Consider the following 14,103-nt stretch of genomic DNA (forward strand, 5'->3'; position numbering starts at 1 on the left):
GATGCAGCAATCAGACGATCAACCAGCCGCCATCGACGTCGCGCTCTGGCAATATCCGCAGAACGAAGGCGATGAGAAGCGCTGGATGCGGTCGCTTTCATCGAATGAGCGGGAGCGCGCCACGACCTACCGGTTCGAACGGGACCGGACCTCGTTCATTGCCGGCCGGTATCTGCTGCGGCAACGGCTGGGCGTGCATACGCAAACTCCGCCTGACAAGCTCGTGTTGGTGGCGGACGCATACGGCAAGCTGAAAGTCGCCGGTCATGATGGGCTGCAATTCAGCCTTTCCAATGCCGACGGGCTGGTGGCGGTCGCCATCGCTTCAGGATGCGAGCGCATCGGCATCGACTGTGAACGCGCCGACGCCGAAATCGAAGCGGCGGCGTTGGGAAGCTACTGCAGTCCGGACGAACGGCGTTGGCTCGATCATATGCCTGCGGGCGAAGGGCCGCGGGCAGCCGTTGCCCTTTGGACGCTCAAGGAGAGCCATCTCAAGGCACTCGGGGTGGGCCTGCGCGAAGATCCCAGCAGCGTCGCCTTTTCCTGGCAGGACGGCATCCCTGTCATGGTTCAGAGCGGTGAACCGGACCGGCAATGGCATCACCGCCTGATCGAGGGCAGCGGCCAGCACGTCGTCGCGCTGGCCGTCCGCTCCCAATCAGGCTCCCCCGGCATTCATGTCCTGACGTTTCAGGATGACAGCATGCCGTCCGAATAGCCGGCCCGGAGCTGATGCGGCATGGCCGAAGCTGCCTCCGTCGCCCAGACTAGCTGTGCATTGTCGGGTTCGGCATCGAAATGCTGCCGGCCGAGAAGCGCGTTGACGATGCTTGCACTGCGCCACGCCATCAGGCTGAGCTGAGAGTCGGCGATGCCGTGGGAGTATCGGCCGGCATTCTGTGCGAACAGCCGGTTGGTCCTCGGACCTGTCCACTGCATCGTGTAGTCGTCGTTCAAGGTGGGATAGCCGTTTCTGTCGAGGCTGATCCTTTCGCTGAGCGATCCGAGCGCATCCGGCAAACGGAACCTGTAGCCGGTTGCCAGCACCACCGCATCGGCATGCAGCACCTCGATCCCGCCGTCGAAGTGGTTGCGGACGATCAGCCGATAGGCATTGCCGTTCCGCTCCATCTGGATCACATCGCGGTTCGGCGACAGAGATGCATTCAGCGTGTTCGGCTCGAGATAACGCAGCGCGTAGAGGCGGCGGTAGATCGAGTGGATCGTCGAGATCGACAGGCCGTCGCTGGTCAGGATCGAGTTCTTCAGCGCCGCCTGCTTCTGCTCGCCGCTGAGCTTCAGATAGGCCTGCACATATTCCGGCGAGAAGACCTGGTTCGAAAACGGCGTGTCGTTGATCGGCTCGAAATTGTGGCGCCGGCTGATCCAGGTCAGCTCCTTCATCGAGCTGGCATCCCCAAGCAGCGCTTCGACCACCTCCCCGCCGCTCTGGCCGCCGCCGACCACGACGATGCGGGCGGCGCGAAGATCCTTGAGACGCGACTTGGCCTCGCTGTTGTGGAAGCAATCGGACCCAAGGAAGGGTTTCGCCCAATCGGGCACGAAGGGCGAAGATCCCGTACCGATCACCAGGTTCTTCGCTTCTTCCTGGCCGTTGTCGAAGCGCAGGACGAAACGGTCGTCGCGGTGCTCCACGTCGCGGATCTCCGTTCCGTAACGCAAGCCGTCAACGCCATTGGCGACCCAGGCGAGATAGCGCGCAAATTCCTGCCGGGGAACGGCCTCGTAATTGGCGTTCAGGAAGGCATAGAGCCGCTTATGCGCCACCAGATAGGAGACGAAGGACCAGCGGCTTGTCGGTAGGACCGGGGTGACGAGGTCCTTCAGGAAGGACGATTGCAGCTCGACGCCGGGCATCATCATGCCGGGATGCCAATCGAACGAGGCTCGCCGCTCGAAGAAGCGGCTGCGCACTTCGGGCACGGATTCCAGCAGGCAGGCAAGGCTCAGATTGGAGGGACCGATGCCGATGCCGGCAAGATCGAGCGGCTCGTTGAGGGCATCCCTGCGGGTAAAAGCGACAGTCATGCGTTATCCTTCTCTGTTTCCTTGAGACGCAGGGCAAGCCTTGAGTGGAAGGCGGAAGACCCGATCATGTGCAGATGGTTGGTGCCGGTGATGATTTCGGCCGCACGCGCCCGCGGCGACAGGCGGCGCCAATCGATCAGGTTGAGGCCGCGGTTGAGGCTGTCGTCGGCCGCCCAGGGATAGATCGGCACGTCATGGGGAACGAGCCGATGCTTGCGGAAGATCAGGGCATTGTCGATCAGCACCCAGAACGTATGTTCGCGGCTGCTGATATCAGGCCCGTCGGTCGGAAGCGGATCCTTCTCATCGCCGACGAAGCGCAGGAACTGCTCGTAGGTATCCGCGTCCATGGTCGAAAGCAGCCGGTCCCATTCGGGGCGCATCGCCGTTTTCTGCAGCCATGCCTGCACGTCCCGATGCAGCGCGTCGCGTTCGCCGGGGCGGAAGCGCGGCTTGGCGCCGATCGCGAATTCCGAGCCGAGATCGCAAACGTCGACCATCGCCATCATCCTGACGTCGACCTCGTTGCCGAGAGTGCGGGCAGCCTCATAGGCGAGAAGCCCGCCCCAGGACCAGCCGAGGAAATAGCAGGGCGCACCTTTGCTATGCGTCCTGATATAATCGACATAGCTCTCGATGATCTCTTCGATCGGTGCGCCGACTTCTTTCTTTTCGGAAAGCGAATGGCAAATGAAGCCGGTCGCCGGCTGGTCGGCGCCGAGATAATCGACGAGCTTCACATATTCTCGGGTGCTGACCAGAAGCCCCGGGAAGCAATAGAGCCGCGGCTTGGCGCCGGAGGCGCGCAGCACGATCACCTCGGAAAGATCCCGCTCTTCCCCCTGCTCCATCACGCCGGCGAAGGCGCGAATGGTCGGGTTGTTGAAGATATCGGCGACCGTCAGCGGAACCTTCGGCCGGCGCTGCCGGAGCAGCGAAAGGATGCGGATCGCGCCCAGCGAATTGCCGCCGATCGTGAAAAAATTGTCCTCGACGCTGATCGCTTCCAGCTTGAGAACCTGGCGCCACACATCCAGCACTTCTTCTTCGAGCGCAGTCGCCGGCTCGACAATGGCGCGTTTAACCGGCTGGGGTGCCGGCAGCGCGAAGCGATCGAGCTTGCTGTTCGGATTGGTCGGCATTTTCTCGAGTTCGACCACGGCGGCCGGCACCATATAGGATGGCAGGCTGCGTTCGAGTCCGGCGCGGACCGTCTCGACGTCCAGCCTCTCGTCCTTCTTCGGAACGACATAGGCGACAAGCGCCTTTTCGCCGCCGGCATCGTCATCGCGCAGCACGACCAGGGCCTCGCCGACGCCGGGCTGCTGGAGGAGTGCGGCTTCGATCTCGCCGAGTTCGATGCGATAGCCGCGCAGCTTGACCTGATGGTCGACGCGGCCGACGAATTCGACCGTTCCGTCCTCACGCCAACGCGTCAGATCGCCGGAGCGATAGAGCCGGCCGCCTTCGTTGGAGAACGGGTCGGGGACGAAGCGGTCCGCCGTCGTGTCCGCTTTGCCGAGATAACCGCGCGCAATGCCCTCGCCGCCGATATAGAGTTCGCCGGTCACGCCGATCGGGCACAGGTTGAGGTCGGGGTCGAGCACATAGACACGCCGCAGCCCGACGGCGCGGCCGAGCGGGGCATAGACGCCCTGGAACTTCGTGCCGGCCCTGACCTTCCAGACCATCGGCGTCATGATCGTTTCGGTCGGTCCGTAACCGTTGATCAGCCACTCCGATTTCAGCGCCCGCGACAGAAGATCGAAGGTCGACTGCGCCAGTCCTTCGCCGCCGAAGGAATAGAGCCGCATCGGCGGCGCGCCGTCGGTGATATCGGCCCATTCCGCCAGTTGCTGCAGATAGGTTGTGGGGATGCTCGCATTGTTGGCGCCATGCTTGCGCATCGCTGTCAGCGTCTCTTCCGGCGTCCACAGCGGCTGGTCGGGAAGAATGATGCTGCCGCCTTCCATCAGCGGGTTCATCCACCGCTCATGGCCGCCGTCCGAACTGAAGGGCAGGAAGGGCAGCTCGCGCGATTCCGAGCTCATGCCATAAACGCGCGAAGTATTCTGCAGATGATGCGTCAGCGGCCCGTGCTCGACGGCGACGCCCTTCGGCAATCCCGTCGATCCCGACGTGTACATGACATAGGCGAGCTGGTCCTTGTGCGTGGGGACATAAAGCGGCGTATCCGGCTCGCCGTCGAGATCGAGCTTGTCGAGATCGAGGACGATGGCATCGAGCTCCTCCGGCAGGCGATGGCGCAGCCAGCTATGGGTAAGCACGATTTTGACGCCGCCATCGCGCAGGATGTGGTGGTTGCGCACCGGCGGATGGTCTGGCTCGACCGGAATATAGGCGCCGCCGGCCTTCAGCGTCGCGAGGATGCCGACGACCGCCTCCGGCGAGCGCTTGATGAAGATCGCGACCGTCACTTCGGCGCGAACGCCGAGCCGCCGCAGCCGATGTCCGAGGCGGTTGGTGCTCGCCTCCAGCCAGCCATGGCTCCATTCCTCGTCGCCATAGACGATCGCGGTCTTGTCGGGCGTGCGGCGCGAATGGGCCGAGATCAGCTCGTGCACCGGCCTGTCGTCGTTGACGACGTCATCCTCATAGGGCGCCGACAGCCAGTCGAGCTCGTCGCTGCCCATGAGTTCGATATCCTTGATCCTGAGATCCGGCTGAGCGACGATCTGCTCCAGCACCAGGCAAAAATGCCGGGAGACACGGGCAATCAGGGCGCCGTCATAGAGATCCCCGGCATAGTCGATCAGCCCGTGCGCGGCGCCATCGGCTCGCGCCTCGATCACGAGGGAAAGCTCGCTGTCGGCGCGTGCGCCTGAAGGCTCCAGGTTCGTCGCCTGCCTTGCGACGGGGTAGGGCTCGCGGAATTCGAACAAGGCCTTGACCACGGCCTCCTGGGCGGCGGCCTCGTCGACGACCAGCTCCTGCGTGATGCGCTCCAGCGGCACGAGGCGGGCAAGCCCCTCCTCCGTCACTGACGAGATCGCCGCGACGACATCGTCGAGAGAATGCCTGGAGGTCAGCGAAAGCACGAGGGGAAGAACCTGCTCGGCGCGGCCGCGGCTGGCGAAATGTTCGGTGCGGGGCCGCGCGACGAGGAGGCCGGTCAGCAAGGCGTAGTTGCCGCTGTAGCGCGCCAGCAGAGCGCAGAAAGCGGCATGAAGCACGCGCTCGACCTGAACGCCCTTCCCCCTCGCATGCCGTTCGAGTTTATCCCAGAGGTCGGGCTCGATCGAAAACCGATGTTCGGCGCGTGCCACGCCGGCCAGGCCGCCGCTGTTGAAGCGGGTCGGGAAGGTGGAGGCCGCATAGTCGAGGCCGATCGCATCGCGCCAATAGGCAAGCGCTTGCCGCGCCTCATCCGTCTCCAGCCAATCGGCCTCCCGCGCCCCGGCGGCGATTTCCACCGGATGCATGTCGCCGGCGGGTTCGCCATCGAGAATGCGGGCCAGCGAGCCGGCAAGAACGGATTTTTCGCGGTCGTCGCAGATGATCGGATGCAGCACGATCGTCAGCAGCGACTGGCCCTCGGCAAGCCGGATGATCTGGATACGCGCACCGGGACCTTCCAAGAGATCGAAGCGCTTGTCGCGGAAAGCCTTCCGTGCGGCCGCTGCATCGGGCTCGGAAACGGCCGCGCCATCTTTGCCGAGGATCTCGATCGGCACCGCGTTCGACGCGCCGCGATATTGCTCGATGCGGCCGCCCGCCAGCCGGCGGAAACGTGAGGCAAGTGACGGATTCTGCGCCACGAGCGCCCGGCAGGCCCCGGCAATCGTCTCGACGTCGATTGCTGCGCTCAGTCGCAGCCCGATGACCTGGTCGGGAAAGACGGTGTAATTGCCGATCTGCTCCAGCGACCAGATGCGCTTCTGCGCAATGGTCAGCGGAAAACTCTCGAAGACGGCATCCACTGCGTCGGTCGGGCGGGCATCGGCGAAATTGGTGATCTGCTTGTTCATCTTGCCATCCAGACGGTTTCAGAGACGTGCGTCAGCGGCCATTGCCGAGCGCAGGGAGAGCGGGCGGGGATCGGTCCAGATTTCGCGGATATGGGCCAGGCATTCCTGGCGCGAACCGGCAAAGCCCGCGGCCTCCCAGCTCACCGGAATCCGCTTGTCCTGCGGCCAGACCGAGTAGTGGCGCTCGGTGTCGTAGACGACGATCCAGAGATCGTCGCGGGGCTCAAGATTGTCCATTCGAAGCTCCTGCTGAGATTGACGTCATGCGCAAATGACGGATCGGGCAGGTTGCAGTTTAGAAAATTGATGAGAATATTTTTCTTCGCTTAACCCTAAATCTGGCCAGAGATGGATCGTCATTCTACCAAATCGACACAGGAGCGGGCTTCATGCTCGCAGCGTCAAAAGCCCTGTCGATCAAGGAGAACATCATGGATTTCGACGCCGCCAAACAAAGGCGGGCTCTGCAGTCGCGGAGCTACATTAAACTCGCCCCTAATCTCGTCCATCTGAAAGCCGCGCACGGACACCACGAAGCCGCCTTCGAGGTCGAGGCCGGCGTCGCAACGATTACCTTCTACCACGGCGAGCCGCCGCAATCGGCGGAGCTTCTGATGGCCGCCGCCGAAGCGGTGACGGCGGAGGATCGCTCGATCAAGTCGGTCGCCTTCGAAGGCCATCAGGCAAGTCTTCCCAGACATATTTCGAGCGCGGGAAAGCTCGATTCCGCGATCCTCTGGCAATGGCCGTCGCTATGGCTGCCGCAGCTCTCCTATCCGCTGCCGCCCGTACGCGAGATGACCGCGGGCCGCTATCATCCGCGCCGGCCGGCAAAGCCGAAGGGCACCGTCTACCAGCGGTTCATTCCCTGGCTGGAGCGGGACATCGCCTTCCGGGTGGCCGATCCCGAGACCGATCTTGCCGCCTTTCACCGCTGGATGAACGACGAACAAGTCAACACGATCTGGGAGGATGCGGGCTCGCTCGACAAGCACCGGGAGATCCTGGAAGAACGGCTCGCCGATCCGCATGTGCTGCCGCTGATCGGCAGTTTCGCCGATATCCCCTTCGGCTATTTCGAGATCTACTGGGCCAAGGAGAACCGCCTCGGTCCCTTCTACGATGCCGACGATTATGATCGCGGCTGGCACGTGGCGATCGGCGAACCCGATTATCGCGGCAAGAAATGGATCAGCGCCTGGCTTCCCTCGCTGATGCATTTCATCTTCCTCGACGATCCCCGCACCCAACGCATCGTCGGCGAGCCGCGCGCCAGCCACGAGCAGCAGATCCGCAATCTCGACCGCTCGGGCTTCGCCAAGGTCAAGCATTTCGATTTTCCGCATAAGCGGGCGCTTCTCGTCATGCTGACCCGCGAGCGCTTCTTCGGCGATCATCTCTGGGTGCCCGCATCATGAACGACATGAGCGAAATGAGCGGCAGCCTGCGGAAGCGGCGGCTTGCGCCGGAAGATCTTGCCAGCCCGCAGCTGTTCAGGTTGCTGTTGCGGCTCGGGCTGCCCGCCATGTTCGGCCTGTCGATCAACGCCGCGCATCACACGATCAACATGATCTTCGTCGGCATGATCGGCGAAGACCAGATCGCCGCGATCATGATCGTGCTGCCGATCCTCATGCTCGTCGCCGCCTTCGGCGAAGGCATCGGCGTCGGTGTGGCGACGGAGGTCGGGCGCGCGCTCGGCGCCGGCAACCGGTCGAGAGCCAGCACCCTTGCCTCGGTCAGCCTTGCCGCCGGCATCGTCTTCGGCGCGGCGAGCGCGGTTGCGATCGTCGCCTTTCCCTCGGTCCTGCTGTTCGGCGCCACGGCCGCGATCGAGCCGCTCGCGCAGCATTATCTCCTCATCATCGCGGTCTCGATACCGCTGACGATGGCGCAGATCATTCTCGATTTCCTGGCGATCGCCGAGGGCAATGCTCGCTTCAGCATGTGGACGCTGGTCGCCTGCTTCGCGCTGAACATCATTCTCGACCCGATCATGATCTTCGGCTTCGGTCTCGGCCTGCAGGGCGTGGCGATGGCAACCATCCTCTCCCAGCTCGTGGCGCTCTCAATCTACGGCGCCTATCATGCGAGGCGGCTCGGGACGATCCGGCTGACGCTCGGCTGGCGGTTCGCCGATATCAGCCATCTCAAGCCGGTCCTTGCGGTCGGCGCGCCGACGACGCTGACGAGCCTCGCAACGGCTGGCGCGATTGCTGCGATGCTGTCGGTCGCCGGCACTTATCACGGCGAAGACGGCATCGCCGGTGTCGGCATCGCCTTGCGGCTGCTCGCGGTCGGCGCACTCCCGGTCATCGGCATTTCACTCGGGGCGCAGTCGATCCTGAGCTTTGCCTGGGGCCGCGGGGATATATCCCGGGTGCTGGCGGCAGCCCGCATGCTTTCCGTGGTCACGAGCGCGGTCGGCGGCGTCTATGGACTGACGGCGATCATCTTTTCCGAGCGTCTTGCCTCGTTCTTCACCGACGAAGCTTCCGTGCTTACGATCGCCGGCCAGGCGATCATTGCAACCCATCTTCCCTTCCTGCTGTTCGGCCTGCGGCAGACCGTGCTGATCCTCTTCCAGGCTCAGGGCAGGCCGAAAGCCGCGCTTGCCGTCGGCCTGGCGCAAAACGGGTATCTTCTCTTTCCGCTGCTTGCACTCCTGCCGCCTTTCTTCGGCTTTTCCGGTCTGCTCGCGGCCATGTTCCTGGCCTCGGCGCTGACCGGTCTGCTGTCATGTTTCTGCCTGGCGAGATCGCTCAGCGCGCTCCGGCAGCGCTCGGCCGACGATCTCGCCGCCCTCAATCCCTATCCCAGCTTTTGCCCATGAGAGGATTATCATGAACCAGTCGTTCAGCCCCCGCGACCTTGGCGCCCATGCGGCCGCCGACGATCTCTTCACCCCCGTCGATCCGGCGGCATTCAACGCCGTCTCGCCGCCGATCTTCCAGACCTCGCTCTTCACCTATGACAGCTACGAGGCGATGGAGGATGTCTTCGCCGGCCGGACGCGCAACTTCATCTATTCGCGCGGCGACAATCCGACCGTCCGCGAGTTCGAACTGCTGGTTGTCCGCCTCGAGGGCGCCGAAGACGGGCGCGCCTTTTCCAGCGGAACGGCCGCCATCACCGCGACCATTCTCAGCCTGGTGGAAGCGGGCGACCGGGTCGTTGCCGTCCGCCACCTCTATAATGACGTCTACCGCCTTCTGGTGAAGCTGCTCGGCAGGCTCGGCGTCACCGTCGATTTCGTCGATCCCTCCGATCATGACGAGGTGCGCAAGGCGCTGCCGGGCGCCAAGCTGCTCTATCTCGAAAATCCGTCTTCCTTCATCTTCGAGCTTCAGGACATCGTGGCGCTGTCAGCCATGGCGAAAGAGGCCGGTGTCACGACCATCATTGATAATTCCTGGGCGACGCCGCTCTTCCAGAAGCCGATCCAGCATGGCGTCGATATCGTCATTCACGCCGCCTCGAAATATCTCGGCGGCCACAGCGATACGGTCGCCGGCGTCGTCGTCGGCACGAAGGAGGCGATCGCGAAGATCAATTCGACTTCCTATCCCTATGTCGGCGCCAAGCTCTCGCCCTTCGAGGCCTGGCTGCTGCTGCGTGGCATGCGCACCCTGCGTGTGCGCCTCAAGGAGCACGAGCGCAGCGGGCTTCTGCTCGCCGATCGGCTGAAGCAGCATCCCGACATCGCCCGCGTCCGCCATCCGGCCTTTCAGGATCATCCCGGGCGGGCGACGCTGTCAGGTTATGCCGGCCTCTTCGCCTTCGACCTGACGCCCGATATCGATGTCGCGCGCTTCGTCAACGCGCTTCGCGAAATCCGCCTCGGGGTCAGCTGGGGAGGGCCGGAAACGCTGGTCGTTCCGGCCAAGGTCGCACTGCAGATCCCTGACCGGATGACCACCTTCATCCGGTTCGGCGTGAGCGAGCAGACGATCCGTTTCGCCGTTGGGCTGGAAGAACCGGAATTGCTGTGGAGCGATTTGCAGCAGGCGCTGCACGCCGCGAAGCGGTAATATCCCGCAGGCGCTCGTGATCGGGGCGGCCGGGCTCGGCGATTGCCAGGTGGCAATGCTGCTCCGCCGCCTTGATCATGAAGTTGACGAGGGTTCTGGAGACGCCGAGTTCGGCGGCGATATCCTTCTGCGGCACACCGTTCAAACGATGACGGATGAAGGCGTCGTTGGTGCGCTTCGGCAGCGCCTCGAGCGAGGCAAGTACATCGCGCAGGGTCTCTGCGGCGACCAGTTGATCGAGAACGGTGGGGATGGGCGCCGTCATTTCTTGAACCTGGTCAATCGACCTATAGTTGTTCACCTGCTGGCGTCGTCGGCGGCTCTCGTCGAGGGCGAGATTATACACCATCCGAAATGCGTAACCGATCGGGCAACGGATGTCGTCGGTTTTGACCCCGTAAGCTTTTATCACTCCGTCCTGAAATATATCCTCAGAATATGACCTTGATTTGACAACGCTTTCAATCGTTTTAAGGAGTTTATCCTTGTTTTCGATCATGGCGTTGACCACGGCATTTCCATTCACATCACGATGCGATGCTCGCATTGTCCTGTACCCTTTTTACAAATGGAAAATCAGGCTCTGTCGTTGCTGGTGAGTGCGGTCTTGGCGTTCCTTTCTCGAAGGAAGCTACACGATGTGATTGCAGTGTCTATTTTAAGGTGATAACAGGAGTCAAGTTTAAATCGACCGAACGAAGGCGAGAAAAAATGGGACGAACAGTTGAGATCCTGACGGGCAAGGCAGAGCTCTGCCGATCGATCATGGGGGCCCTGCCCGACTGGTTTTCAGAGCCGGAAGTGATCGAGGCAAGCGCCCTTGCGGTCGAGGACCTGCCGGTGTTTGGATATATCGAAGCGGATGTCGTCACCGCCTTGATCGCCCTGAAGCCGCACCTGCCCGGCGCCGTCGAGATTGCGCTGATCGCGACGCGGCCCGAATATCATGGCCGCGGCGCCGGGCGCCATCTCGTCGATGCGGCCGAGCGCTTCGCCCATGACTCCGGCGCCCGGCTGCTGACGGTCAAGACGCTGGCGCCGCGCGGCCGCGACGAGCCGCAATTCGAGGCGACGCGGCGCTTCTATGACCGGACCGGCTTCGTCAGGGCCGAGGTCTTTCCAAAACTCTGGCATGAGGACCATCCGTGCCTGTTCATGGTCAAACCGCTCACGGAGACGCAGCCGGGCAGGACCGCGCTTTGAGACGACGTGACTTTCTTCTTGGCGCGCTGGCAATGACCGGCGCGCCCACCATCGCACGCGCCGGCGATGCCAACATCGTTTCGCTCGATTATGGGCTGGCATCGACGATGCTGGCACTCGGCAGCGTGCCGCGCGCGATCGCTTCCCTCAGGAACTGGCCGGAATGGGTGGTCGAGCCGGCGATGCCCTCAGGCGTCGTCGATATCGGCACCACTGCCGAGATCAATCTCGAAGTCCTGACAAGTCTGCGGCCATCACTCATCCTCAGCACGCCCTTCCTTGCGGCGCTGGACGAAAAACTGTCCCGGATCGCGCCGGTCGAAACCTTCACCGTCTATGCCGAGAATGGCGACGCGCTCGACCGCTCCTACGCCGAAACACTGCGTCTCGGCGCCATGATCGGGCGGCAGAGGGAAGCGGAGGCATTTCTGTCCCGCGCCGACGCCACGTTCGGCCGGCTGCGCGACCGGATGAAGAGCCTGTCCGCGCCGCCGGTCGCCGTCATCAACTTCATCGACCAGAGGCATGCGCGCATCTATGGCGGCCCCGGACTTTACGGCGGCGCGATGCGCCGGATCGGCCTCGAGAACGCCTGGAAGGGCGAGGCGAGCTACTGGGGATTTCAGACGATCGGCCTTGAACAGCTCGCCGAACTCGATGAAGAGGCGCATCTTGTCGTCGTTTCGCCACTGCTTCCGCCCGATATCCTGACCCGGCTTTCCGAAAGCCCGCTCTGGACCAGCCTTCCCTTCGTCCGGCGGCAGCGGATCTCGGTCGTTCCAGGCGTGCTGATGTTTGGAATGGTCCAGGAAGCCCTGCGCTTTTCGACTTTGATGGTCGACGTTCTGGAGACTGCCGCCTGATGAAAGCGCAAATTTCCGGCTTTGGCGCGCCCGCCCTCACGGCGCTGCTGCTGTTCTCAGGCCTCGGCCTAGCTCTCCTCGACCTGCTCCCGGCGCTGCCGCATCTGGAGGCAGCCGGCGGATACGACGCCCAGCACCTTCTCCTTCTCTATTCGACGCTTCCGCGCATGGCGACGGCCCTGATCACCGGCGCCGCCCTCGCGCTGTCGGGCACGATCCTGCAGCAAGTGCTGCGCAATCCGCTCGCTTCGCCGACGACGCTCGGCGTCTCGGCCGGCGCCAATCTGGCGCTGGTATCCGTCATGCTCGCCTTTCCGTCGCTGACGGGATGGGGCCGCGATGCGGTCGCGCTTGCCGGAAGTGCTGTTGCTGCATTCGCCATCTTCTCGATCAGCGCCCGGCACGGATTTTCGCCCTTTTCCCTCATCCTGTCGGGCATGATCATCGGCCTGTGGTGCGGCGCGGCGGCGGCCATTCTCATTCTGATGAACGATCAGTATCTCTCCGGGATCTTCATCTGGGGCGCCGGATCGCTCTCGCAGCAAAGCTGGGCGATCCCGATATCGCTGCTGCCTAAGGTCGCCCTGCTCGCCGGCCTTGCCTTTCTCGCCGCGAGGCCGCTGGCGCTGAGCCAACTCGGCGATGCTGGCGCGACGAGCCTCGGTCTGCCGATCAAATGGTCGCGCGGCTTCATCCTGGCGATCGCAATTGCGCTGAGCGCCCTGGTCACCAGTGCCGTCGGCGTCATCGGCTTCATCGGGCTGGTCGCCCCGCAGATCGTCCGGCTGGCCGGCGCACGCCGCGTCGTCAGCCAATTGATCTGGTCGCCCATTGCCGGCGCCGGCCTTCTTCTTCTGACGGATGAGGCGATCAAGCTCCTTGCTCCCGGCGACTTCGTGCCGACGGGGGCAGTAACCGCGCTGCTCGGCGGACCGATCCTGATCGCTCTGCTGCCGCGTCTGGCGACAACAACGCGCGCGCTGCCCGAGTTGGCCTCCCCACGGCATGTGGCCAGCAACGGAGCGGCAAGCTTTGCTCTGCTGTTTGCCCTGGTCGTCACATTGGCGATTGCCGCAATCTTCTTCGGCCGCACGCCTGATGGAGCCTGGACATGGCTGCCCGCAGCCTCATGGGATGACATCCTTCCTCTTCGGCTACCGCGAGTCGCCGCCGCCTTCGGCGCGGGAGCCGTGCTTGGCGTCACCGGCCTCATTCTGCAGCGGCTGACCGGAAACGAAATGGCAAGCCCCGAGGTGCTCGGCGTATCAGCGGGAGCAACACTCGGCGTTGCCGCCTCCATGTTCGTCTTTGCTGCACCGGGACTGACTATTCAGCTTTCCTTTGCCGGCGGCGGGGCTCTCCTCGTGCTGACCTTGATCTTCCTCCTCGGCGCGCGTTCGGGCTTCGGCCCGATCCGTGTGCTGCTCGCCGGGATTGCCTTCGGCGCGATCCTCGACGCCGGGATCGGCGTTCTTGCCGCCAGCGGCGACCCGCGCGGACTGGCGCTCATCCGTTGGATGTCGGGCTCGACCTATTTCGTCGACAACACCGTTGCCGCAAGCGCCCTGCTGGTCGCGCTCGCCTGCCTGGCCGCAGCCTTCCTCGCCAGTAGATGGCTTGCCCTTCTGCAACTCGGATCGGAGACGGCGAGCGAACTCGGGCTCAGGATCGCTCCCGCACGCGGCACGTTGTTTGCGCTTTGCGCGCTCATGACGGCCGCATCCACGCTGGTCGTCGGCCCCTTGAGCTTCATCGGATTGATGGCGCCTCACTTTGCCCAAGGGCTCGGTCTTCGCCGGCCCTCCGGCCAGCTTCTCGCGGCCGCCCTGATCGGGGCGATCCTGCTCGTCATCGCCGACTGGACCGGGCGCATGATCGCCTTCCCCTATCAGCTCCCGGCAGGATTGATCTCGGCTCTCGTGGGAGCCCCGATGTTGCTCATCATTCTCAGACGAAGGTCGTGAT

Annotated in this window: 11 protein-coding genes; 7 read left to right on the plus strand and 4 right to left on the minus strand. The window is 63.5% G+C overall.

The features are described from left to right. The first annotated feature begins 1 nt into the window (after position 1). Positions 2-721 (plus strand): 4'-phosphopantetheinyl transferase superfamily protein, encoded by a 720-nt coding sequence (locus CO671_RS19430; RefSeq protein ID WP_097607269.1) that lies wholly within the window; start codon positions 2-4, stop codon positions 719-721. On the opposite strand, the gene CO671_RS19435 is transcribed toward CO671_RS19430, so the two are convergent. Genes CO671_RS19435 through CO671_RS19445 form a run of 3 tightly spaced genes read right to left on the minus strand, consistent with a single transcriptional unit; the run spans position 694 to position 6,278 of the window. Continuing rightward, the gene (locus CO671_RS19435) at positions 694-2,052 is read right to left on the minus strand and encodes a SidA/IucD/PvdA family monooxygenase (RefSeq protein WP_097607270.1); all 1,359 of its coding nucleotides are present in this window, start codon (positions 2,050-2,052) and stop codon (positions 694-696) included. The two genes, CO671_RS19430 and CO671_RS19435, sit on opposite strands and share 28 nt — an antisense overlap. After that, positions 2,049-6,041, minus strand: a complete 3,993-nt coding sequence (locus CO671_RS19440; protein WP_097607271.1) for a non-ribosomal peptide synthetase — start codon at positions 6,039-6,041, stop codon at positions 2,049-2,051. The genes CO671_RS19435 and CO671_RS19440 overlap by 4 nt, the downstream gene beginning before the upstream one ends. An 18-nt stretch (positions 6,042-6,059) precedes the next feature. Next, positions 6,060-6,278 (minus strand): MbtH family NRPS accessory protein, encoded by a 219-nt coding sequence (locus CO671_RS19445; protein ID WP_096764123.1) that lies wholly within the window; start codon positions 6,276-6,278, stop codon positions 6,060-6,062. Between the two features lie 194 nt (positions 6,279-6,472). Here CO671_RS19445 and CO671_RS19450 point away from each other — a divergent pair, with 194 nt between their 5' ends. Genes CO671_RS19450 through CO671_RS19460 form a run of 3 tightly spaced genes read left to right on the plus strand, consistent with a single transcriptional unit; the run spans position 6,473 to position 10,072 of the window. Next, entirely contained in the window at positions 6,473-7,459 is a 987-nt protein-coding gene (locus CO671_RS19450) for a GNAT family N-acetyltransferase (RefSeq protein WP_170965012.1), read from the plus strand. After that, positions 7,456-8,874 carry an MATE family efflux transporter gene (locus CO671_RS19455; RefSeq protein ID WP_097607272.1) on the plus strand — a complete coding sequence of 473 codons (1,419 nt, stop codon included), beginning with the start codon at positions 7,456-7,458 and terminating at the stop codon, positions 8,872-8,874. Before CO671_RS19450 ends, CO671_RS19455 begins: the two co-directional genes overlap by 4 nt. 10 nt (positions 8,875-8,884) lie before the next feature. Then, positions 8,885-10,072, plus strand: a complete 1,188-nt coding sequence (locus CO671_RS19460) for a PLP-dependent transferase (RefSeq protein WP_097607273.1) — start codon at positions 8,885-8,887, stop codon at positions 10,070-10,072. Here the strand turns inward: CO671_RS19460 and CO671_RS19465 are convergent. Then, positions 9,963-10,619, minus strand: a complete 657-nt coding sequence (locus CO671_RS19465; RefSeq protein WP_096764119.1) for a sigma-70 family RNA polymerase sigma factor — start codon at positions 10,617-10,619, stop codon at positions 9,963-9,965. The genes CO671_RS19460 and CO671_RS19465 overlap by 110 nt on opposite strands. Positions 10,620-10,783: 164 nt before the next feature. On the opposite strand from CO671_RS19465, the gene CO671_RS19470 reads away from it, so the two are divergent. Genes CO671_RS19470 through fhuB form a run of 3 tightly spaced genes read left to right on the plus strand, consistent with a single transcriptional unit; the run spans position 10,784 to position 14,102 of the window. Then, positions 10,784-11,275, plus strand: coding sequence for a GNAT family N-acetyltransferase (locus CO671_RS19470; protein WP_097607274.1), 492 nt, complete (start codon positions 10,784-10,786; stop codon positions 11,273-11,275). A 32-nt stretch (positions 11,276-11,307) separates the two neighbouring features. Further along, complete coding sequence (locus CO671_RS19475; RefSeq protein ID WP_097607275.1) at positions 11,308-12,138, plus strand: iron-siderophore ABC transporter substrate-binding protein; 831 nt, start codon at positions 11,308-11,310, stop codon at positions 12,136-12,138. Beyond that, a complete protein-coding gene (gene fhuB / locus CO671_RS19480) occupies positions 12,138-14,102 on the plus strand; it encodes a Fe(3+)-hydroxamate ABC transporter permease FhuB (protein WP_097607276.1) in 1,965 nt (654 codons plus the stop codon). The genes CO671_RS19475 and fhuB overlap by 1 nt, the downstream gene beginning before the upstream one ends. Position 14,103 lies beyond the last annotated feature (1 nt).

It is taken from the genome of Rhizobium sp. M10, from assembly GCF_002531955.1.
In the GTDB taxonomy this organism is placed as follows: Bacteria; Pseudomonadota; Alphaproteobacteria; order Rhizobiales; family Rhizobiaceae; genus Rhizobium; species Rhizobium etli_C.

Bases quoted from the DNA above. Each gene is read 5' to 3' on its own strand.
- CO671_RS19430 (WP_097607269.1), top strand. From the start codon at position 2: ATGCAGCAATCAGACGATCAACCAGCCGCCATCGACGTCGCGCTCTGG.
- CO671_RS19435 (WP_097607270.1), bottom strand. From the start codon at position 2,052: ATGACTGTCGCTTTTACCCGCAGGGATGCCCTCAACGAGCCGCTCGAT.
- CO671_RS19440 (WP_097607271.1), bottom strand. From the start codon at position 6,041: ATGAACAAGCAGATCACCAATTTCGCCGATGCCCGCCCGACCGACGCA.
- CO671_RS19445 (WP_096764123.1), bottom strand. From the start codon at position 6,278: ATGGACAATCTTGAGCCCCGCGACGATCTCTGGATCGTCGTCTACGAC.
- CO671_RS19450 (WP_170965012.1), top strand. From the start codon at position 6,473: ATGGATTTCGACGCCGCCAAACAAAGGCGGGCTCTGCAGTCGCGGAGC.
- CO671_RS19455 (WP_097607272.1), top strand. From the start codon at position 7,456: ATGAACGACATGAGCGAAATGAGCGGCAGCCTGCGGAAGCGGCGGCTT.
- CO671_RS19460 (WP_097607273.1), top strand. From the start codon at position 8,885: ATGAACCAGTCGTTCAGCCCCCGCGACCTTGGCGCCCATGCGGCCGCC.
- CO671_RS19465 (WP_096764119.1), bottom strand. From the start codon at position 10,619: ATGCGAGCATCGCATCGTGATGTGAATGGAAATGCCGTGGTCAACGCC.
- CO671_RS19470 (WP_097607274.1), top strand. From the start codon at position 10,784: ATGGGACGAACAGTTGAGATCCTGACGGGCAAGGCAGAGCTCTGCCGA.
- CO671_RS19475 (WP_097607275.1), top strand. From the start codon at position 11,308: ATGACCGGCGCGCCCACCATCGCACGCGCCGGCGATGCCAACATCGTT.
- fhuB (WP_097607276.1), top strand. From the start codon at position 12,138: ATGAAAGCGCAAATTTCCGGCTTTGGCGCGCCCGCCCTCACGGCGCTG.